This is a genomic window from Stenotrophomonas maltophilia group sp. RNC7 (genome assembly GCF_030910085.1).
Lineage (GTDB): Bacteria > Pseudomonadota > Gammaproteobacteria > Xanthomonadales > Xanthomonadaceae > Stenotrophomonas > Stenotrophomonas sepilia.
This window is the reverse complement of record NZ_JAVFVN010000444.1, coordinates 1-18979: the sequence shown is the minus strand read 5'-3', so window position 1 is coordinate 18979 and position 18979 is coordinate 1. Positions and strand designations below refer to the sequence as shown.

The following is an 18979-nucleotide window of genomic DNA, read 5'->3' as shown; positions in this document are numbered from 1 at the left end:
CTTGGAGTTGCCGGCCAGCGGCCGGCACTACCCTGACTTACTTGCTGCTGACGTACTTCTCGCGGCGGATCTGCGGGTTGCCCAGGCCGGCGGCCTTCAGCAGCTCGGCGCAGGCATCGACCATGTCCGGGTTGCCGCACAGGTAGGCGATGTCGGTGGCCGGGTCCGGCGTGAAGCCGGCCAGCGCCTGCTGCACGTAGCCGTGCTGTACGTCCGGGTGCGGATCAGCCGGGAGTTCACGCGACAGGCACGGAACATAGCGGAAGTTCGCGTGTTTTTCGGCGAAGCTGTAGAAATCTTCGCTGTACAGCAGCTCGCCCGGGCTGCGCGCGCCCTGCAGCAGCACGATCTGCACGCCGCGTTCGGCCATGGCCTTCTCCAGCAGCGGCAGCATCGAGCGGTACGGGGTAACGCCGGTACCGGTGGCGATCAGCAGGTAACGGGCGTTGTGGTCACCGGGATTCAGGCAGAACCGGCCATAGGGGCCGGACGCACTGATCTGGCTGCCCTGCTCCAATGCCTCGAACAGGGCCGTGGCGGCGCCACCGGGCACGAAACTGACCGCGATGTCCACCGCCTCGCCCGGGCCCAGCGCATGGTCGTGGATGGTCGCCAGCGAGTAGCTGCGCTTGGTTTCGGTGCCGTCGGCGTAGCTGAAATGGACCTGGATGAACTGGCCGGGCTGGAAATCCAGCGGCTGCCCATCGTCACGCACGAACTGGTAATGGCCGACGGTCGGGGCCAGCATGCGGCAGCCGACCAGCTTGAGGGGGAATTGAACAGGCACGACTTTTCGGGACAGTGTGTAGCCGGGGCAAGCCCTCGGGGTCTTCTATAATAGCCCCTCCCCGCCCCTCTCCAGCGCCAGCCCATGGGCGCGAAGGCTTCGAGCTTGGCATCCCAGAACGATACGGCGCCCGCCCTGCGCGTGCGCGACCTGCGCAAGACCTATGACAACGGCACCCAGGCCCTGAAGGGCGTTTCCCTGGAAGTGGCCCCGGGCGACTTCTTCGCCCTGCTCGGCCCCAACGGGGCCGGCAAGTCGACCCTGATCGGCATCATCAGCTCCCTGGTCAACCTCAGCGAGGGCCAGGTGGAAGTGTTCGGCAGCGACCTGGTGCGCAACCGCAGCGCCACCATGCGCCTGATCGGCCTGGTGCCGCAGGAAATCAACTTCAACCTGTTCGAGAAGCCCTTCGACATCCTGGTGAACTACGCCGGTTTCTACGGCGTGCCGCGCGAGGAAGCCGAAAAGCGCGCCGAGGAAGAGCTGAAGCGCGCACACCTGTGGGAAAAGGCGCAGGTGATGAGCCGCACGCTGTCCGGCGGCATGAAGCGCCGGCTGATGATCGCCCGCGCGATGATGACCCGCCCGCGGCTGCTGATCCTGGACGAACCCACCGCCGGCGTGGACATCGAGATCCGCCGCGACATGTGGCGCGTGCTGAAGGAGATCAACGGTGCCGGCACCACGATCATCCTCACCACCCACTACCTGGAAGAGGCCGAGTACCTGTGCCGCCACCTGGCGATCATCAACCATGGCCAGATCGTCGAGCAGGGGCCGATGCGCACCCTGCTGGCCAAGCTGGACGTGGAAGGCTTCCTGCTGGACATCGACGGTGACCTGCCGGCACAGCTGCCGGTGATCGAGGGCGCGACGCTGACCGCGCCGGATCCGCACACGCTGGACATCGACATGCCACGCGCGATGGACCTCAACCGCGTGTTCGCCACGCTGAACGAGGCGGGTATCCGCGTGCGTTCGATGCGTACCAAGAGCAACCGCCTGGAGGAGCTGTTCGTGCGCCTCACCGGCAACATGGAGAAGCCTGCATGAGCACCACCGAGCTGACCGACGGCCAGCGCAACCGCATCGCGCTGATGACCATCGTGCGCCGAGAAGTCGCCCGCATCATGCGCATCTGGGGCCAGACCCTGGTGCCGCCGGCGATCACCATGACCCTGTACTTCCTGATCTTCGGCAACCTCATCGGGTCGCGCGTGGGTGACATGGGTGGCTACACCTACATGCAGTTCATCGTACCGGGCCTGGTGATGATGAGCGTGATCCAGAACAGCTACGGCAACATCAGTTCCTCGTTCTTCGGCGCCAAGTTCGGCCGCCACGTCGAAGAGCTGCTGGTCAGCCCGATGCCGAACTGGGTGATCCTGTGGGGCTACGTGGCCGGCGCCGTGCTGCGCGGCCTGATGGTGGGCGTGATCGTGCTGATCATCGCCATGTTCTTCACCCCGGTGCGCATCCCGCACCCGCTGGTGACGCTGACCACGGTGCTGCTGGGCGCAACGATCTTCTCGCTGGCCGGCTTCATCAATGCGGTGTACGCGAAGAAATTCGACGACGTGGCGATCGTGCCGACCTTCATCCTGACCCCGCTGACCTACCTGGGTGGCGTGTTCTATTCGGTGAAGCTGCTGCCAGGCTGGGCCGAAGCGGCCACGCACGCGAACCCGATCTTCTACATGGTCAATGCGTTCCGCTATGGCCTGCTGGGCAGCAGCGATGTGCCGCTGCCGGTGGCCTACGGCCTGATGATCGGTTTCGTGGTGGTGCTGACGGCGCTGGCCCTGTGGCTGCTGCGCCGTGGCGTGGGCATGCGCAGCTGAGACCTGCGTGGTAGTGCCGGCCGCTGGCCGGCAACACCAGATCCACGCCATGCGTGGATGCAGCAGCCTGTAGAGCCGAGCCTACGCTCGGCTCTTTTTCGCCAGCAATCTCCGGCACAATCGCAGTTCTGATTCCCCCCAGAAAACGGTGAACGTGCAATGCGCATCCTGATCCTCGGCGCCGGCGGCACCGGCGGTTACTTCGGTGGCCGCCTGGCCCAGGCCGGCGTGGACGTGACCTTCCTCGTGCGCCCCGCGCGCGCCGCGCAGCTGGACCATGATGGCCTGGTCATCCGCAGCCCACTGGGTGATGCGCGTTTCCCGGTTCAGCACGTCACGGCTGATGCACTGCCCGCACTGGCCGCGCAGAAGCCCTTCGATCTGGTCATCCTCAGCTGCAAGGCCTACGACCTGGACAGTTCGATCGATGCCATCGCCCCGGCAGTCGGAGCGAACACCACCGTGCTGCCGATCCTCAACGGCCTGCACCACTACAACGCACTGGATATGCGCTTTGGCCGCGACGCGGTGCTCGGCGGCCTGTGCTTCATCAGCGCCACCAAGGCGCCCGATGGCGCGGTGCTGCATCTGGGCAAGCCGGCCAAGCTCACCTTCGGCGAGCGCGACGGCGGCGCGATCTCCGCGCGCGTGCGCGCCTTGGCTGCGGTCTGCGCGAAGGCCAACCTTGATCACCTTGCCAGCGAACGTATCGGCCAGGAACAGTGGATCAAGTACACCTTCCTGACCGCGCTGGCCGCGGCCACCTGCCTGCTGCGCGCGGATATCGGCACCATCGTCGCCACCGATGATGGCGAAGCGATCGTACGTGGCCTTTACGACGAGTGCCTGGCCGTCGCCGAAGCCGCCGGTGAACCGGTTCCGGAGGCAGCGCAGGACACTGCGCGCGGCACGCTGACCCAGGCCGGCTCGGCGTTGAAGGCCTCGATGCTGCGCGATCTGGAGGCCGGCCAGCAGGTGGAGGCCGAACAGATTGTTGGCGACATGCTGGTGCGTGCGCGCAGGGCTGATCAGGAAGCCCTGCTGCTGCAGGTTGCCTACAGCAGCCTGCAGGCCTACCAGGCACTGCGGGTCGCGTGAGTACCGCCTTGCAGGCCAGCCCGTTGCCCGCGCGGGTACTGATTCTCGGGCTGGGCTGGAGCGGACGCGTGCTGGCCGCGCAGCTGCAGGCGCACGGCGTAGGCGTGGCCGGCACGGTGCGCGATCCCTCGTTCGCGCCGGACGATGGCCTGCCGCGGCATCAGCTGCACGCCGACACGCCACCGTCGCCTGCCCTGCTCGATGAGATCGCACAGGCCGATGCCGTGCTGTGCAGCGTGCCACCGGATGCTGAAGGGGACCCGGCACTGCGCCTGCTGCTGCCCGCGCTGCAGGCCAGCCCGGCATTGCGCTGGGTCGGCTATCTGTCGTCGGCCTCGGTGTATGCCGACCGCGCCGGCGGTTGGATCGACGAGCGCAGCGCGGCCGACGCCACTGAAGCGGCTGGCGTGCAGCGCCTGCTCGCGGAAGCCCAGTGGCGTGCACTGGCCGGACAACGCGGCATCGCCTCGGCGGTGTTCCGCCTGCCCGGCCTGTACGGGCCGGGTCGCAATGCGCTGGTGCAGTTGGCGCTGGGCCGTGCACGCCACGTGGTTCGCCCGGGCCAGGTGTTCAACCGACTGCACGTGGATGACCTGGCAACCGTCGTCATCGCCGCAATGCAGCGACCGACGCACAAGGGCCTGTACCTGCCCAGCGACGACGAACCGGCACCGCCACAGGATGTGCTGGCCTTCGCTGCGCAGCTGGGTGGGTTTGCGCTGCCGCCCGCCGTGGCCTGGGATGACCCGGCACTGAGCCCGACGCTGCGGCGCTTCTACGAGAGCAACAAGCGCATCGACAGCCGTGGCACGCGTGAAGCGCTGGGGTGGCAGCCGCGCTTCCCGAGTTACCGTGAAGGCCTGACGGACCTTGCCGCTTCGCTCGCCGGGCATGGCCCGGCGCTACCGGACAGCGCTTTGTAGAGCCGAGCCCATGCTCGGCTGCTCTTTGCGTCTTTCGCGCTGCGCGCGATAAGCCGAGCATGGGCTCGGCTCCACGGATCAACCCGCGTCGGGCAGGCGGAAGAACGCGCGGGCGGCCGCCGTGGCATTGGCCGCGGTCACCGCAACGTCCTCGCCACGGTCACGTGCCAGCTCTTCCACGATGTGCGACAGGAACATCGGCTCGTTGCGCCGGTCCTTCGGCATCGGCTTCAGCGTGCGCGGCAGCAGGTACGGCGCGTCGGTCTCGATCATCAGGCGGTTGGCCGGGATGTTCTTCACCAGTTCGCGCAGGTGCGCGCCACGGCGCTCGTCGCACAGCCAGCCGGTGATGCCGATGTACCAATCCTGGTCCAGATAATCGAACAGCTCATCGCGTTCGCCGGTGAAGCAATGCACCACCGCCGGGCCGATGCGACCTTCGAAATTCTTCATCTGCGCCATGAAATCGGCGTGCGCGTCGCGCTGGTGCAGGAACAGTGGCTTGCCGTTGTCTGCCGCCAGCTGCAGCTGGCGCTCGAACGCGCGGTGCTGGGCCGGGCGCGGCGAGAAATCACGGAAGTAGTCCAACCCGCACTCACCCACCGCCACCACTTCCGGGTGGGCATGCAGCGCGCGCATCTCGGCATCGCATTCCTCGGTGTACTCCACCGCGTGATGCGGGTGCACGCCGGCGGTGGCGTACAGGAAGCCCGGATGCTGCTGGGCCAGCTGCACCGCCAACGGCGAGTGCTCGCGGCTGGCGCCGGTGATGACCATCTGCACCACGCCGGCCTGGCGCGCGCGGTCCAGCACGGCGTCGCGGTCGCGGTCGAAGGAGTCGTGGGTCAGGTTGGCGCCGATATCGATCAGGTGCATGGTCATCGTGGGGGAAAAGTGCCCGCGCATTGTACCTGGGCCCGCCGTGGCCCCTTATCCTTTGCACATGACCGCCCCGCTCTTCCCGATTTCCCCGCTGCTGCCGCAGATCCAGCAGCACCTGGCCGCACAGTCGCGACTGGTGCTGGAGGCCCCGCCCGGTGCCGGCAAGACCACCCAGGTGCCACTGGCCCTGCTCGACGCACCGTGGCTGCAGGGCCGCAAGATCATCCTGCTGGAACCGCGCCGGGTCGCCGCACGCAGCGCGGCGCTGTTCATGGCGCGACAACTCGGCGAGGACGTCGGCGGCACGGTCGGCTACCGCATCCGCTTCGAGAACAGGATCTCGTCACGCACGCGCATCGAAGTCGTCACCGAAGGCATCCTGACCCGCATGCTGCAGGACGACCCGATGCTGGAAGAGGTCGGGGCAATCCTGTTCGACGAGTTCCACGAACGCCACCTCAGTGGCGACCTCGGGCTGGCGCTGGCGCTGGACGTGCAGGCGCAGCTGCGTGACGACCTGCGCCTGGTGGTGATGTCGGCCACGTTGGACGGGGAGCGGCTGGCGCGCTTCCTCGATGCACCGCGGTTGAGCAGCGAAGGCCGCAGTTATCCGGTGGCGATCAGCCACTTCCCGGCGCGCCGCGATGAAGCACTCGAGCTGCAGGTGCGGCGCGCTGTGCAGCAGGCCCTGGCCGAGCACCCCGGTGACCTGCTGGTGTTCCTGCCCGGCCAGCGCGAGATCGCACGGGTGCAGGCGGGCCTGCAGGAATCGCTCAATGGCGATGTCGAGGTCCTGGCCCTGCACGGTGAACTGCCGGTGGAACAGCAGGCGCGCGTACTGCAGGCGGCCAGCGATGGCCGCCGTCGCGTGGTGCTGGCGACCAACGTCGCCGAGTCGTCGGTGACGTTGCCCGGCGTGCGCGTGGTGATCGACAGCGGCCAGGCACGCGAACCGCGCTACGACCCCAACAGTGGTTTCACCCGGCTGGACGTGGTGGCCATCGCGCAGGCATCGGCCGACCAGCGCGCGGGCCGCGCCGGCCGCGTCGCCGAGGGCGTGGCCTGGCGGCTGTGGCCCCAGTCGCAGCGGCTGGAACCGCAGCGCCGCGCCGAGATCGACCAGGTGGAACTGGCCGGACTGGCACTGGAGCTGGCGGCCTGGGGCAGCAGCGATCTGCGCTTCCTCGATCCGCCCCCGGCGGGTCCGATGGGCGCGGCGCGCGAACTGCTGCAACGGCTCGGCGCCTTGTCCAGCAGTGGCGCGATCACCGAACTGGGCCGACGTGTGCTGGCGCTGGGCACGCATCCACGGATGGCGGCGATGCTGCTGGCAGCGCCCGATGCCCGCGCCCAGGCGCTGGCCGCCGATCTGGCCGCGCTGCTGGAGGCGCGCGACCCGTTGCGCCAGGGCGGCGACGCGCTGGCGGCCCGCTGGCGCGCACTGGCCGCGTTCCGCAATGGCCGCACACCGGGCGATGCCAACCGCAGCGGGCTGGCCGCGATCGATGCCGCCGCCAAGCAGTGGCGTCGCCGCCTGCGCTGCGAAGCCACGCCGCCGGCCAGCATCGAGGCCCATGAGCTGGGCGACCTGCTCGCTCATGCCTTCCCTGACCGGATTGGCTTCCAGCATCCCAGCGATCCTCTGCGCTACCTGCTGGCCAATGGCCGCAGCGCGCGCCTGCACGAGCTGAGCGACCTGCGCGGTGAGCCGTGGCTGGTGGCCAGCGAACTGCGCTTCGAGGCGCGCGATGCACTGCTGCTGCGCGCCGCACCGGTGGACGAGGATCGGCTGCGCAAGGCGTGGCCGGAGCGCTTCGTCACTGAAGACGTGGTGCGCTGGGACAGCGAACGACGCGCCCTGGTGGCGCTGCGCGAGACCCGTTTCGACCGCATCGTGCTGGACAGCCGCTCGGCCGGCCGGGTCGATCCGCAGCACGCCGCGCAGGCACTGACCGACGCGGTGGCTGAACTCGGTCTGCAGGCGCTGCCGTGGACCGAGGGCCTGCGCCAGTGGCAGGCGCGCGTCGAGTCACTACGGCGCTGGATGCCGGAGCTGGACCTGCCCGACTGCAGCGACGCGGCGCTGCTGGCCAACCGTGCGCAGTGGCTGCAACCCGCGTTTGCCGGCAAGAGCCGTCTGGATGCGCTGGACGAATCCAGCTTCGGTGAGGCACTGAAGTCGCCGCTGGAGTGGTCGCAGCGGCAGCTGGTCGAGCGTCATGCGCCGACCCGCATCACGGTGCCGTCCGGACTGGAGCGGCCGATCACCTATGCGCTGGACAGCGAGAGTGGTGACCCGCTGCCGCCAGTACTGGCGGTGAAGCTGCAGGAACTGTTCGGCCTGGCCGACACGCCGCGCATCGCCGATGGCCGCGTGCCGCTGACCCTGCACCTGCTCTCCCCCGGCGGCCGCCCGCTGCAGGTCACCCAGGACCTGCGCAACTTCTGGGAAAGCACCTACGCCGAAGTGAAAAAGGAAATGAAGGGGCGCTACCCGCGCCATCCGTGGCCGGACGATCCGTGGACCGCGACAGCCACGCACCGCGCCAAGCCGCGTGGAACCTGACGGGTAGTGCCGGCCGCTGGCCGGCAATGCATTCCACAAGGTGCTCCGGGACTGCCGGCCAGCGGCCGGCTACCGGTTTGGGACCCTGCCTGATCCTGAATGGCTGCGGTAGAGTCACACCACGTGCGTCCCCGACTGACATACCGTTTACGGGCAACGCGCGACACTGGACTTCGACCCGAGGCAAAGGACCCCCGCATGAGCAAGCTGACCGTAATCACCGACCGCGCTCTGGAGCGCGCCCTGGAGCTGGCCCACACCGCCGGCGATGGCCTGAAGAGCGCCGGTGGCAGCCTGCGCAACGCGGATTGGATCAAGACCGGCGCCGCCCTCGGCGCAGTGAAGACCGGCGGCAAGGTCGCCACCAAGTTCGTGCGCCGCAATCCCGCAGTGGCCGTGGCCGCTGCTGCGGTGGGTGTCGGCCTGCTCGGCTATGCGCTGTACCGCAAGCAGCAGAAGAAGAAGGCTGCCAATGGCCACGTGGTGAATGGGCAGGCGCAGCGCATCAGCGCGCGTGACCGCCGCAACGACACCGTCGTGGACGAGCACAGCGATATCGGCAGCGACGCCTGAGCCTGCCGGGGTCGGATCCCTTCCACAGGAAGGGCTCTGACCCCAAGGCACTCCATGAGGGCCGGATGCCGCGAGGCCTCCGGCCCTTTCTGTTTCAACCGATCTGCCGCCACTGTCCGGGCTGCAGGTCCTCCAGCCGGTACGGTCCCATCGACACCCGCACCAGCCGCAACGTCGGCAGGTTCACTGCCGCTGTCATCCGCCGCACCTGGCGGTTGCGGCCTTCGCGGATCGTGATCGCCAACCAGCTGTCCGGCACGGTCTTGCGGAAGCGTACCGGCGGATCGCGCGTCCACAGCGTCGGCGCCGGGTCGAGGCGCTCGATCTTCGCCGGCAGGGTCGGCCCATCGTTGAGCACAACGCCATCGCGCAGCTGTTGCAGCTGCTCGTCACTGGGCGTGCCTTCCACCTGCACCCAGTAGGTCTTGTCGGCCTTGTGCCTGGGGTCGGTGAGCTTGTGCGCCAGCGTGCCGTTGTCGGTCAGCAGCAGCAGGCCCTCGCTGTCATGGTCCAGGCGGCCGGCGGCATACACGCGCGGCGGCAGGCCGAATCCGGCCAGGGTCGGCCGCGGCGGCACGCTGCGGTCGGTGAACTGGCAGAGCACGTTGAAGGGCTTGTTGAAGGCGATCAGCATTGCAGGCACGGCGGGCGGCGGGTGGGGCATTGTCCCACGCCTCGCGCCCAGGCAACTGTAGAACCGGAGGCAGCGGCAGGAGCCGCTGCCAACGTCGCGTGCGACGGTCCGAAGGGTGCCGGTCAGGACGGCCGGCATTGCCCACGCTCGGCTGCTGTTGTGCTCCGTCGCGCTGCGCGCAATGAGCCGAGCATCGGCTCGGCTCTACGGGGCACTCCGCGCTGGCGCTACGGCGTGCCGGCTTACGGCTTGATGAAACGCAGGGTCATGCGGTCGCTTTCGCCGATCGCCTGGTACTTCGCATCATCGGCCTTGTCGTGCTGGTTGGTCGGAGGCAGCGTCCACACGCCATTGGGGTGGTCCTTGGTGTCGCGCGGGTTGGCGTTGACCTCGCTGCGCGCGTCCAGCTTGAAACCGGCGGCCTCGGCCATCGCGATCACCTGCTGCTGGCCGACATAGCCGGTGTCATCGTCGTCGGCCACGTCGGTCTTGGCGCGATGCTCGACCACGCCCAGCACGCCACCCGGCTTGAGCACGTTGAAGAAGCCCTGGAACATGCCCTGCGCCTGGCCGGCCTTGCGCCAGTTGTGCACGTTGCGGAAGGTCAGCACCACGTCGGCTGAATTGGCCGGGCCGAACACCGGCTTGGCCGGATCGTAGGCCACCACGGCGGTCTTGCCGAACTGTGCCGGCGCGCCGGCGTACTTCTTTTCCAGGCTGTCGCGGCTGCGCTGCTGGTAGTCACGGCCACGGCCTTCGGGCACCGCCATCGGATCGACCACCGCAGCGACGTAATGGCCCTTGTCATGCAGCAGCGGCGCCAGGATTTCCGAATACCAGCCGTTGCCGGGGGTGATCTCGATGACGGTCTTTTCCGGTGCCACCTTGAAGAACGACAGCGTCTGCGCCGGATGGCGGAAGCCATCGCGCTTGACGTTGTTGGCATCGCGGGTGGGCGCCTTTACCGCCGCGTCGATGGCCGGCAAGACCTCGATCTTCGCCGGTGCCACCGTGGCCGGTGCGGCGAACGCGGGAACAGCAGCAAGCAGGGCCGAAGCAAGCAGCAGGCGGCAACCACGCAGGGACGAAGCAGGCATCATCGGGGCGACTCCAGCGGAAGATGCGGCGAGACTAGCAGTCGCAGCGTCCCAGGTGTTCACAAAACGTTAGCGGCGTGCGCGTCGCGGAACACTGTTTTGTGGTCGTCGCCGCAGCACGGTCACACATCGCGTTCTATTCTGGAACACTTCCCCCAAGGAGTCCGTGCCCATGACGGCAACCCGCGAACTGGGCCGTTCCGGCCTTCATGTACGTCCGCTCGCCTTCGGTGGCAACGTGTTCGGCTGGAGCGCCGATGAGAAGGCCAGCTTCGCCCTGCTCGATGCCTTCGTCGATGCCGGCTTCAACCTGGTCGACACCGCCGATGTGTACTCGGCCTGGGTGCCGGGCAATGTCGGCGGCGAATCGGAGACGCTGATCGGCAAGTGGCTTGCCCGCAGCGGCAAGCGCGACAAGGTGGTGCTGGCAACCAAGGTGGCCAAGTGGGCCGAACGCCCTGGCCTGACCCCGGACAACATCAATGCGGCGGTCGAGGATTCGCTGCGCCGGCTGCAGACCGACGTGATCGATCTTTACCAGGCCCACGAGGATGACGAGTCGACGCCGCTGGAAGCCACGCTGGCTGCGTTCGGCCGCCTGATCGAGGCCGGCAAGGTGCGTGCGATCGGTGCTTCCAACTACAGCGCCACGCGCCTGGCCGATGCGCTGAAGGTGTCCACCGACTACAAGTTGCCGCGTTACGAAACCCTGCAGCCGGAGTACAACCTGTACGACCGCGCCGGCTACGAAAGGGAGCTGGAACCGCTGGTGCAGCGCGAGCAGATCGGTGTGATCGGCTACTACGCGCTGGCCAGTGGCTTCCTCAGCGGCAAGTACCGCACGCCGGCCGATGCAGCCAAGAGCCCGGCACGTGGCGAGACGGTGGTGAAGCGCTATCTGAACCCGCGCGGCCTGCGCATCCTGCAGGCGCTGGATGACGTAGCCAGCAAGCACAGCGCCAGCGCTGCGCAGATCGCACTGGCCTGGCAGATCGCGCGGCCGTCGATCACCGCGCCGATCGTCAGCGCCACCAGCGTCGAACAGCTGCACGACCTGCTGGCCGCAGCCAACGTATCGCTGAGCGTGCAGGATGTCGCGCAGCTGGATGCCGCCAGCGCCGAATCATGAGACCCGGTAGTGCCGGCCGCTGGCCGGCATGACACGTACATCGAAGAAAATAATTCAACAAAATGGTTGCGCGCGACTAAATCGTGGTTTATCGTGCGCACCTCGTTTCAACACCCACTGGAAACTTCCCTTGAACGCGCATTCCTTCGCCATCGCCAAACTGCTGCCATGCCTGCGCATGGACCGGCCGGCGCGCGCGTTCGGCAAGGAAGACCAGCTGACAACGGCCTGATACCCGCCCTGCGGAGATCGGCCACCCCGATCTCCGAGGCCTGACGACGCCCTCGGAACGCAAGTCCCGGGGGCGTTTTCGTTTGCGTCGGCACAAGGACCCGCGATGCCAGAACTGCACCCCGCGCGGCGACCCGCCGCTCACTGATCCAGGTTTTTCTGCCGCGCCGGAGGATTTTCTCCGCGTGCATGGCAACGCCTGGACATTATCTGCATCGCACCCAAACATTATCGCTCGCCGATAATGTCGGTGGCCTGCACCCTCGATTCTCCAACGGTCCCGTTTCCACCACGGGCTGGTGCGCGCGGCGTTGCCGTGGCGTATGCCGGCGGTCGCGGACAAGCCATCGCCTGGATCGCCTGCTGGAGGCAGGCGCCGGTTCGCCGGTACGCGGTTCGATTCCGCGCGGTTCACCACTGGATAGCTCAGTCGGGTAGAGCAACGGATCCTGATTCCGTCTGTCGTGGGTTCGATTCCCACTCCAACCACATGACCTGTCACGTCATGACTTGAAGCAACACCCGGGGCGCAAGCCCCAGCGGCCATCGTCGCCGTCCACCGCCATCGCCTTCGGGCGGGGCCTGGAAGGCAACGGACCGCACGCCGGGCCTCGGCCCGCCGTCACTGCCAGCCACGTTCCGCCCCGGTGCTGCCTGCCGGGAACGACGATGGCAGCACTGCCGGTGCACCGAAGGCTCCGCGCGCGGACCGTCCGCCGATGGCCGCCCTCTTCCGCTGCCTGCACGTGGTGTGCAGGCGGCCTCGCCACGACCTGATCGACCCGGGTCTTGGCGATTCATCCGCAACGGGTCGAACCACCAGAGCCATACAAGGAGAGACTCCCATGTTCTGGACCATCAAGGTCGTGATCGGCGACGGCGAGCGCGGCCTGGTGTATCGCAACCGTCGTTTCCAGCAGATCCTGCTGCCGGGCGTGCACCGCCTGTCGCTGTTCGGCGGCCGCCCGCAGGTAGACATCCACACCGCATCGAAGGGCGCGGCCTACACCGGCAGCGACCAGGACAGCCTGATCGAGGCACTGGGCGCGCGGTTGGAGACGCACTTCGTGCTGGCCAACGTCGGCGCCAGCGAAGTTGGCCTGTTGCTGCGCAATGGCCGCATCGATGAAGTGCTGCCGCCGGGCAGCCGTCGCCTGTACTGGCGCGGTTCGGTCGACACCCAGGTGCGCGTGATGGCGCTGGGTGACGAGCCGCGCATTCCGGCGGACGTGCAGCAGCGCCTGGGCCAGCTGGGCGTGCTGCCGCGTGTGGCGGTGATCAGCAGCGTGCCGAGCGAGTCGGTGGGCCTCCTGTTCATCGATGGCACGCTGCGGCAGACGCTGGACGCCGGCCTGCACGCGTTCTGGAACTTCAACGGCAACGTGTCGGTGGAGCGTGTGGAGCTGCGTGCGCGGTCGCTGGACGTATCCGGCCAGGAGCTGCTCAGCCGCGACAAGGTGACCCTGCGCGTGAACCTGGCCGCGACCGTGCAGGTGGTCGACCCGGTGCGTGCACACCGCACGCTCAGCAATGCCGATGAATTCATCTATCGGCAGCTGCAGTTCGGCCTGCGCCAGGCGATTGCCGCGCGCAGCCTGGACGAGCTGCTGGGCGACAAGGCAGCACTGGACGGTGAGATCGCCGCCCATGTGCAGGCGGCGATCGAGGGCCACGGCGTGCGCTTGCTCGGCGTCGGCATCAAGGACGTGATCCTGCCGGGCGAGATGAAGGAGATCCTCAACGGCGTGGTGCTGGCCGAGAAGCAGGCCCAGGCCAGCGTGATCCGTCGCCGCGAGGAGGCCAACGCCACGCGTTCGCAGCTCAACACCGCAAAGCTGATCGAGGACAACCCGGTGCTGATGCGCCTGAAGGAGCTGGAGGCGCTGGAGAAGGTCACCGAGAAGATCGACACGCTCACCGTGTTCGGCGGCCTGGATGGCGTGCTGAAGCAGCTGGTGACGATCAGGTAGGGGGTCGCGGCGGCGCAGGGACGCGCCGCCGGCCCATCAAGGACATACACGGAGACATGGACACTCAACACAATTATCAATGGCTGCATGCCGAGGGCAGCACGCCGATCAAGGGCTGGGTCAACGGCGTGCCACTGGAAGCGCAGGCGCATGAGCAGCTGCGCAACATCGCCGCGATCCCGTTCGTCGGGCCGTGGGTGGCGGTGATGCCGGACGTGCACCTGGGCAAGGGCGCGACCGTCGGCTCGGTGATCCCGACCCGCGGTGCGATCATCCCGGCCGCAGTCGGCGTCGACATCGGCTGCGGCATGGCGGCCGTGCGCACCACGCTGCGCGCCAACGACCTGCCCGATGACCTGCGGCAGCTGCGCAACAGCATCGAGCGCAGCATCCCGGTCGGCAACGGGCGCGGCGGCGAGCATCAGCGCATGCCCGACAGCATCCATACCCGCCTGGTGCAGTCCGGGCTGGCCGCCGGCCTGGAGAAGATCAAGGACAGGCACCGCAGGATCCGCACCGACAAGCTCGACCGCCAGCTCGGGACACTGGGTGGTGGCAACCACTTCATCGAACTGTGCCTGGACGAGACCGACACGGTGTGGGTGATGCTGCACAGCGGGTCGCGCGGTACCGGCAACCTGATCGGTACCTACTTCATCGAGAAGGCGCGCGAGGAACTGGCCCGGCGCGTGCTCGGCTTCCACCTGCCGGACAAGGACCTGGCCTTCTTCATGGAAGGCGAGCCGCTGTTCGATGACTACGTCGAAGCCGTGTCGTGGGCACAGGACTACGCCCGGCAGAACCGCGAGGCGATGATGTCGCGCGTGCTGGCCGAGATGCGCCACCGGCTGCCGAAGTTCCAGCTGGCGGCGATGGCGGTGAACTGCCACCACAACTACGTGCAGAAGGAAACGCACCACGGGCAGGAGCTGCTGGTGACCCGGAAGGGAGCCGTCAGTGCCCGCGAAGGTGAGCTGGGCATCATTCCCGGCAGCATGGGCACGCGCAGCTACATCGTGCGTGGCAAGGGCAACGCGGACAGCTTCCACAGCTGCAGCCACGGTGCCGGCCGGGTGATGAGCCGTGGCGCCGCGCGCCAGCAGATCACGCTGGCCCAGCACCGCGAGGCCACCGCGCACGTGGAATGCCGCAAGGACAGCGGCGTACTGGACGAGTCACCGGCCGCGTATAAGTCGATCGACGATGTGATGGCCGCGCAGCTGGACCTGGTCGACGTGGTGCACACCCTGCACCAGGTGTTGTGCGTGAAGGGGTAATGGAGCGGTGCCGGCCAAGGCCGGCACCCACCGCACCCAATGGCAGTAGATCCACGCCATGCGTGGAGGGAACGGCGCCGACCAGGGTCGGCCTCTACCTGTGCAACGTTCAGCGCGCGCTGCTGTCTTCAGCCACCAGCGCGTGGTGCACGCCGATGCCCGCGCGCACGCCTTCGGCCATGGCCAGGGTGATGTTGCCGACCGTGGTCGCATCGCCTGCGGCATACACGTTCGGCACCGAGGTCTGCTTCATCATGTCGACCTCGATCAACTCGCCCAGCGGGCTCTCGGCCAATGTGCAACCCAGCTGCTGCACCAGCGGCGTGGCCATCACCTGGGTGGCCGGCACGAACAGCGCACGCTGGGCGATGCGGCGGCCATCGGCCAGCTCCACTTCCAGCCAGGTCGGCTGGTCGCCCTGCACGCCCAGCACCGGCGACGTCTCGATCCGCACGCCACGCTGCTGCATGGCAGCCCGTTCCTCATCGGTGATCGGCAGGCCCTGGCTGAAGAAGGTGACATTGCCCCAGTCGGCAAACAGCGGCGCCTTGCTGGCGGACATCGGATGCCCGCCAAGCAGCCCGATGGCGCCACCGCCCACTTCGTAACCGTGGCAATAGGGGCAGTGCAGCACGGTGCTGCCCCAGCGCTCGGCCAGTCCGGGCAGCTCCGGCAGCTGGTCGGCGATACCGCTGGCCAGCAGCAGCTTGCGCGCGGCCAGCACCTGGCCATCGGCCGTGCGCACTTCCACACCCACTGCGCCGGCGGTGGCCTGCACGGCCTCGGCATGCACCCAGCGCACGCTGGGGTAATCCAGCAGCTGCTGGCGCGCGGTCTTCAGCAGCTCGGCGCCGCTGATGCCATCCAGCCCCAGCACCCCGTGCGAATGGCTGGCGAAGCGGTTGCGTGGTGAACCGGCGTCGATGACGGTGACCGGGCGGCGGGCACGGGCCAGGATCAGGCCGGCGGCAATGCCGGCATAGCTGCCGCCGACGATGAGCACATCAGAATTCATGGTGACCTTCCAGGGAACGGTGATGGGCGAGATGGCGGGCGAAGTCGGCGCCGAGCTTGTCCAGCGTGGTCGCCCGCAGGCGCTGTTCGAGCAGGCGCTGTGCTTCGCGTGCACCCTCCAGCAAAGCGCTGTTGACCAGCTGCTGGATCGGGCAGCCACCGCCGGAATCACGGGTACCGACCTGTACCAGCGACGGTGCGCCCACCGCCAGGTAGACGTCATGCAGGGTGATGGCTGCGGCATCGCGCGCCAACTGGCTGCCACCGCCATGACCACGGGCGCTGTGAACCAGGCCCGCCCTGTGCAGCTGCGCCAGCAGGCGGCGGATCACCACCGGATGGGTCGGCAGGCAGGACGCCAGCTGCTCGGAGGTGCGCGGGCCGTCCTGGCCGACCAGGTGCGCCATCACGTGCAGGGCATCAGAGAGCAGGTTCGCGGATTTCATGTAACTACATTAGTTACATTTATATCTCCTGTCCAGGGTCCGTATTCGTTCCATATGGACACATTTGTCCTATGAAACACTTTCTTCACATCACTAAACGAAACGCTAATGTGATGTTCGTCGCACTTCAGCGGAGGCTGGGCGGGTCGATACCGCATTGCCCCTTCCCGAGAGTGCTTCCCGATGAATGCGTCTGTCCGTGCTCCGCGCCTGCAGTCCAAGCTGCTCGGCGCGGTCTCTGTTGGCTTGGCCGTGGTCCTGCTGTGCGCGCTGGCTGGCCTGGCCTCCGCCTGGTTCAAGTTGTCCACCGAGGTTCCACCCGAAGTCGCGCACAGCCGCGACGCCGAACGCCTGCAGCGTGAGTTCCGAGGCCAGGTGCAGGAATGGAAGAACGTGCTGCTGCGTGGTCACGACGACGCGTTGCGTCAGCGCCATCTGGACGCCTTCGACAACGAAGGCCGCCTGGTCGAACGGCTGGCCAAGGGCCTGGTGACCAGCCCGGACGCGCGCACGCGTGAACTGGCGCAGGCGTTCATCGGCCTGCACGCGCAGCTGCAGCAGGACTATCGCGCGGCGCTGCAGGCATTTGCCGCGGCCGGCTACGATCCCGCCGCCGGCGACACCCTCGTGCGCGGCAAGGATCGCGCGGTGGCGACCGCACTGGATGCATTGAGCACGCATGCCACGCAGGTGGCCGAAGCGGCGCTGGCGGCGCGTTCGCAGCAGGCGCGGCAGACCCTGCTGCTGTGCGCGTCACTGACGGTGCTGGCCGCCGTGCTGTTGCTGATCGGCCTGGCCTGGTGGCTGCGGCGCGCGGTGGTGCAGCCGGTACTGGCGGTGGAAGCCGCTGCACGCGCAGTGGCTGCCGGCGACCTGCAGCACGTGGTGCAGGTGCGCAGCCGCGACGAGATCGGACGCCTCGCCCAGGCGATGCAGGCGTTGCAGTCCACGCTGCGCGGCGTGCTGGATGCACAGGCCGCGATGGCCCAGGCGCACGAGGCCGGCACCATCAGCCATCGCATGGACGCCGCTGCCTTCCCCGGCGCGTTCGGCACCATGGTGGCCGACTGCAACACGCTGGTCGACGCGCACATCCGGGTGAAGATGCGCGCGATCTCGATCATGGGCCGCTACGCCGTCGGCGACCTCAGCCAGGACATGGAACGCCTGCCCGGCGAGAAGGCCGTGATCACCGAAGCGCTGGATGCGGTCAAGCACAACCTCGGTGCGATCAACGGCGAAATCCGCCGCCTGGCCGAAGCGGCGGCCGCCGGTGACTTCGGCCAACGCGGCGACAGCGCGCGCTTCGAGCATGACTTCCGCGCGATGGTCGATGGCCTGAACCGCCTGATGCAGACCACAGAACTGAACCTGGGCGAAGTCTCAACGATGCTGCGCGCGATCGCCGATGGCCGCCTCGGTGCACGCATGCACGGTGATTTCCAGGGTGTGTTCGCGCGTATCGCCGGCGATGCCAATACCACCGCCACGCAGCTGGCGACCATCGTCACCGACATCAAGCACGCCTCCGGCAACATCCACACCGCCGCCGCGGAGATCGCCGCCGGCAACAATGACCTGTCGCGCCGTACCGAGCAGCAGGCCGCCAATCTGGAAGAGACCGCGGCATCCATGGAAGAGCTGACCTCCACCGTGCGCCAGAACGCCGAACACGCGCGCCAGGCCAACCAGCTCGCGATCGGCGCGCACGCGGTCGCCTCGCAGGGCGGCAGCGTGGTCGGGCAGGTGGTGGCGACGATGGGCGCGATCGAAACCTCGTCACGGCAGATCGCCGAGATCATCAGCGTGATCGATGGCATCGCGTTCCAGACCAACATCCTGGCGCTGAACGCCGCGGTGGAAGCGGCACGCGCCGGTGAGCAGGGCCGCGGATTCGCGGTGGTTGCCAGCGAAGTGCGCACGCTGGCACAGCGCTCTGCGGCGGCGGCAAAGGAGATCAAGTCGCTGATCGAGGCGTCGGTGGAACAGGTCGGTGACGGTGCGCAGCGCGTGCGCGAGGCCGGCGACACCATGGCCGAGATCGTCGCCTCGGTGCAGCGCGTGACCGACATCATGGCCGAGATCTCTGCAGCCTCGCAGGAACAGAGCGCGGGCATCGAACAGGTCAGCCAGACGGTGATCCAGATGGACGGCACCACCCAGCAGAACGCCGCGCTGGTGGAAGAAGCCAGCGCCGCGGCGCGCAGCCTGGAACAGCAGGCGAACCGGTTGATCGATGCGGTCGATGTGTTCGATCTGTCGGCCACGGCGACAGCGAAGGACGCGTTGGCGCGCGCGGCCTGAGGGATCCGGTTGCCGGCCCGCGGCCGGCACCACCGTGGAGCGCGGACTGGGGTAGTGCCGGCCGCGGGCCGGCAGCGTCCAACGCTACATGGGTGGCGGCATGAACAGTGCGGACCAACGTTCCGCACTCATTACGGCCTGTGGTCGTACACGGCAGTGCAATGCACCGTTGCCGGCATGCACACGGCCGCTGGCCTACCCTTTCGT

16 protein-coding genes and 1 tRNA gene are annotated in these 18979 nt (G+C 67.8%); 11 read left to right on the top strand and 6 right to left on the bottom strand.

Annotation, left to right across the window (positions count from 1 at the left end):
* Nucleotides 1–37: 37 nt before the first annotated feature.
* The gene (locus tag RCF13_RS07530) at nt 38–787 is read right to left on the bottom strand and encodes a ferredoxin--NADP reductase (protein ID WP_072168039.1); all 750 of its coding nucleotides are present in this window, start codon (nt 785–787) and stop codon (nt 38–40) included.
* An 84-nt stretch (nt 788–871) separates the two neighbouring features.
* On the opposite strand from RCF13_RS07530, the gene RCF13_RS07525 reads away from it, so the two are divergent.
* The 4 genes from RCF13_RS07525 to RCF13_RS07510 all read left to right on the top strand — a co-directional run bounded on the left by RCF13_RS07525 (nt 872) and on the right by RCF13_RS07510 (nt 4649).
* Nucleotides 872–1840 carry an ABC transporter ATP-binding protein gene (locus RCF13_RS07525; protein ID WP_061478990.1) on the top strand — a complete coding sequence of 323 codons (969 nt, stop codon included), beginning with the start codon at nt 872–874 and terminating at the stop codon, nt 1838–1840.
* Nucleotides 1837–2628, top strand: a complete 792-nt coding sequence (locus RCF13_RS07520) for an ABC transporter permease (protein WP_061478989.1) — start codon at nt 1837–1839, stop codon at nt 2626–2628. Before RCF13_RS07525 ends, RCF13_RS07520 begins: the two co-directional genes overlap by 4 nt.
* 159 nt (nt 2629–2787) lie before the next feature.
* A complete protein-coding gene (panE, locus tag RCF13_RS07515; protein WP_061478988.1) occupies nt 2788–3726 on the top strand; it encodes a 2-dehydropantoate 2-reductase in 939 nt (312 codons plus the stop codon).
* Entirely contained in the window at nt 3723–4649 is a 927-nt protein-coding gene (locus tag RCF13_RS07510; protein ID WP_134968862.1) for an NAD-dependent epimerase/dehydratase family protein, read from the top strand. Before panE ends, RCF13_RS07510 begins: the two co-directional genes overlap by 4 nt.
* 78 nt (nt 4650–4727) lie before the next feature.
* On the opposite strand, the gene RCF13_RS07505 is transcribed toward RCF13_RS07510, so the two are convergent.
* Nucleotides 4728–5525, bottom strand: coding sequence for a TatD family hydrolase (locus RCF13_RS07505; RefSeq protein WP_099485779.1), 798 nt, complete (start codon nt 5523–5525; stop codon nt 4728–4730).
* A 67-nt stretch (nt 5526–5592) separates the two neighbouring features.
* Here RCF13_RS07505 and hrpB point away from each other — a divergent pair, with 67 nt between their 5' ends.
* Nucleotides 5593–8097 carry an ATP-dependent helicase HrpB gene (hrpB, locus tag RCF13_RS07500; protein ID WP_231352391.1) on the top strand — a complete coding sequence of 835 codons (2505 nt, stop codon included), beginning with the start codon at nt 5593–5595 and terminating at the stop codon, nt 8095–8097.
* A gap of 198 nt (nt 8098–8295) precedes the next feature.
* The gene (locus RCF13_RS07495; RefSeq protein WP_061478985.1) at nt 8296–8670 is read left to right on the top strand and encodes a hypothetical protein; all 375 of its coding nucleotides are present in this window, start codon (nt 8296–8298) and stop codon (nt 8668–8670) included.
* A gap of 94 nt (nt 8671–8764) precedes the next feature.
* Here the strand turns inward: RCF13_RS07495 and RCF13_RS07490 are convergent, their stop codons facing one another.
* Together RCF13_RS07490 and RCF13_RS07485 are read right to left on the bottom strand one after the other, a co-directional pair.
* Nucleotides 8765–9304: a pseudouridine synthase gene (locus RCF13_RS07490; RefSeq protein WP_061478984.1), complete on the bottom strand. Its 540-nt coding sequence runs from the start codon at nt 9302–9304 to the stop codon at nt 8765–8767.
* 242 nt (nt 9305–9546) lie between these two features.
* A complete protein-coding gene (locus RCF13_RS07485) occupies nt 9547–10404 on the bottom strand; it encodes a class I SAM-dependent methyltransferase (protein WP_061478983.1) in 858 nt (285 codons plus the stop codon).
* Between the two features lie 169 nt (nt 10405–10573).
* Here RCF13_RS07485 and RCF13_RS07480 point away from each other — a divergent pair, with 169 nt between their 5' ends.
* From RCF13_RS07480 to RCF13_RS07465, 4 genes are all read left to right on the top strand, one after another.
* Nucleotides 10574–11530 carry an aldo/keto reductase gene (locus tag RCF13_RS07480; RefSeq protein ID WP_061478982.1) on the top strand — a complete coding sequence of 319 codons (957 nt, stop codon included), beginning with the start codon at nt 10574–10576 and terminating at the stop codon, nt 11528–11530.
* A 649-nt stretch (nt 11531–12179) separates the two neighbouring features.
* Nucleotides 12180–12250, top strand: a tRNA-Gln gene (locus tag RCF13_RS07475).
* A 356-nt stretch (nt 12251–12606) separates the two neighbouring features.
* The gene (locus RCF13_RS07470; RefSeq protein WP_134969094.1) at nt 12607–13731 is read left to right on the top strand and encodes a slipin family protein; all 1125 of its coding nucleotides are present in this window, start codon (nt 12607–12609) and stop codon (nt 13729–13731) included.
* A 56-nt stretch (nt 13732–13787) separates the two neighbouring features.
* Nucleotides 13788–15008: an RtcB family protein gene (locus RCF13_RS07465; protein WP_134969095.1), complete on the top strand. Its 1221-nt coding sequence runs from the start codon at nt 13788–13790 to the stop codon at nt 15006–15008.
* A gap of 109 nt (nt 15009–15117) precedes the next feature.
* On the opposite strand, the gene RCF13_RS07460 is transcribed toward RCF13_RS07465, so the two are convergent.
* Nucleotides 15118–16023 carry an NAD(P)/FAD-dependent oxidoreductase gene (locus RCF13_RS07460; protein ID WP_134969096.1) on the bottom strand — a complete coding sequence of 302 codons (906 nt, stop codon included), beginning with the start codon at nt 16021–16023 and terminating at the stop codon, nt 15118–15120.
* Nucleotides 16013–16468 (bottom strand): Rrf2 family transcriptional regulator, encoded by a 456-nt coding sequence (locus RCF13_RS07455; protein WP_134969097.1) that lies wholly within the window; start codon nt 16466–16468, stop codon nt 16013–16015. Before RCF13_RS07455 ends, RCF13_RS07460 begins: the two co-directional genes overlap by 11 nt.
* Before the next feature lie 183 nt (nt 16469–16651).
* Between RCF13_RS07455 and RCF13_RS07450 the strand changes: the two genes are divergently transcribed.
* On the top strand, nt 16652–18772 hold the full coding sequence (locus RCF13_RS07450; protein ID WP_231352392.1) for a methyl-accepting chemotaxis protein: 2121 nt from the start codon (nt 16652–16654) through the stop codon (nt 18770–18772).
* Nucleotides 18773–18979: the final 207 nt, after the last annotated feature.

Bases quoted from the DNA above. Each gene is read 5' to 3' on its own strand.
- panE (WP_061478988.1), top strand. From the start codon at position 2,788: ATGCGCATCCTGATCCTCGGCGCCGGCGGCACCGGCGGTTACTTCGGT.
- RCF13_RS07485 (WP_061478983.1), bottom strand. From the start codon at position 10,404: ATGATGCCTGCTTCGTCCCTGCGTGGTTGCCGCCTGCTGCTTGCTTCG.
- RCF13_RS07525 (WP_061478990.1), top strand. From the start codon at position 872: ATGGGCGCGAAGGCTTCGAGCTTGGCATCCCAGAACGATACGGCGCCC.
- RCF13_RS07505 (WP_099485779.1), bottom strand. From the start codon at position 5,525: ATGCACCTGATCGATATCGGCGCCAACCTGACCCACGACTCCTTCGAC.
- RCF13_RS07450 (WP_231352392.1), top strand. From the start codon at position 16,652: ATGAATGCGTCTGTCCGTGCTCCGCGCCTGCAGTCCAAGCTGCTCGGC.
- hrpB (WP_231352391.1), top strand. From the start codon at position 5,593: ATGACCGCCCCGCTCTTCCCGATTTCCCCGCTGCTGCCGCAGATCCAG.
- RCF13_RS07490 (WP_061478984.1), bottom strand. From the start codon at position 9,304: ATGCTGATCGCCTTCAACAAGCCCTTCAACGTGCTCTGCCAGTTCACC.
- RCF13_RS07470 (WP_134969094.1), top strand. From the start codon at position 12,607: ATGTTCTGGACCATCAAGGTCGTGATCGGCGACGGCGAGCGCGGCCTG.
- RCF13_RS07495 (WP_061478985.1), top strand. From the start codon at position 8,296: ATGAGCAAGCTGACCGTAATCACCGACCGCGCTCTGGAGCGCGCCCTG.
- RCF13_RS07520 (WP_061478989.1), top strand. From the start codon at position 1,837: ATGAGCACCACCGAGCTGACCGACGGCCAGCGCAACCGCATCGCGCTG.
- RCF13_RS07460 (WP_134969096.1), bottom strand. From the start codon at position 16,023: ATGAATTCTGATGTGCTCATCGTCGGCGGCAGCTATGCCGGCATTGCC.
- RCF13_RS07480 (WP_061478982.1), top strand. From the start codon at position 10,574: ATGACGGCAACCCGCGAACTGGGCCGTTCCGGCCTTCATGTACGTCCG.
- RCF13_RS07455 (WP_134969097.1), bottom strand. From the start codon at position 16,468: ATGAAATCCGCGAACCTGCTCTCTGATGCCCTGCACGTGATGGCGCAC.
- RCF13_RS07465 (WP_134969095.1), top strand. From the start codon at position 13,788: ATGGACACTCAACACAATTATCAATGGCTGCATGCCGAGGGCAGCACG.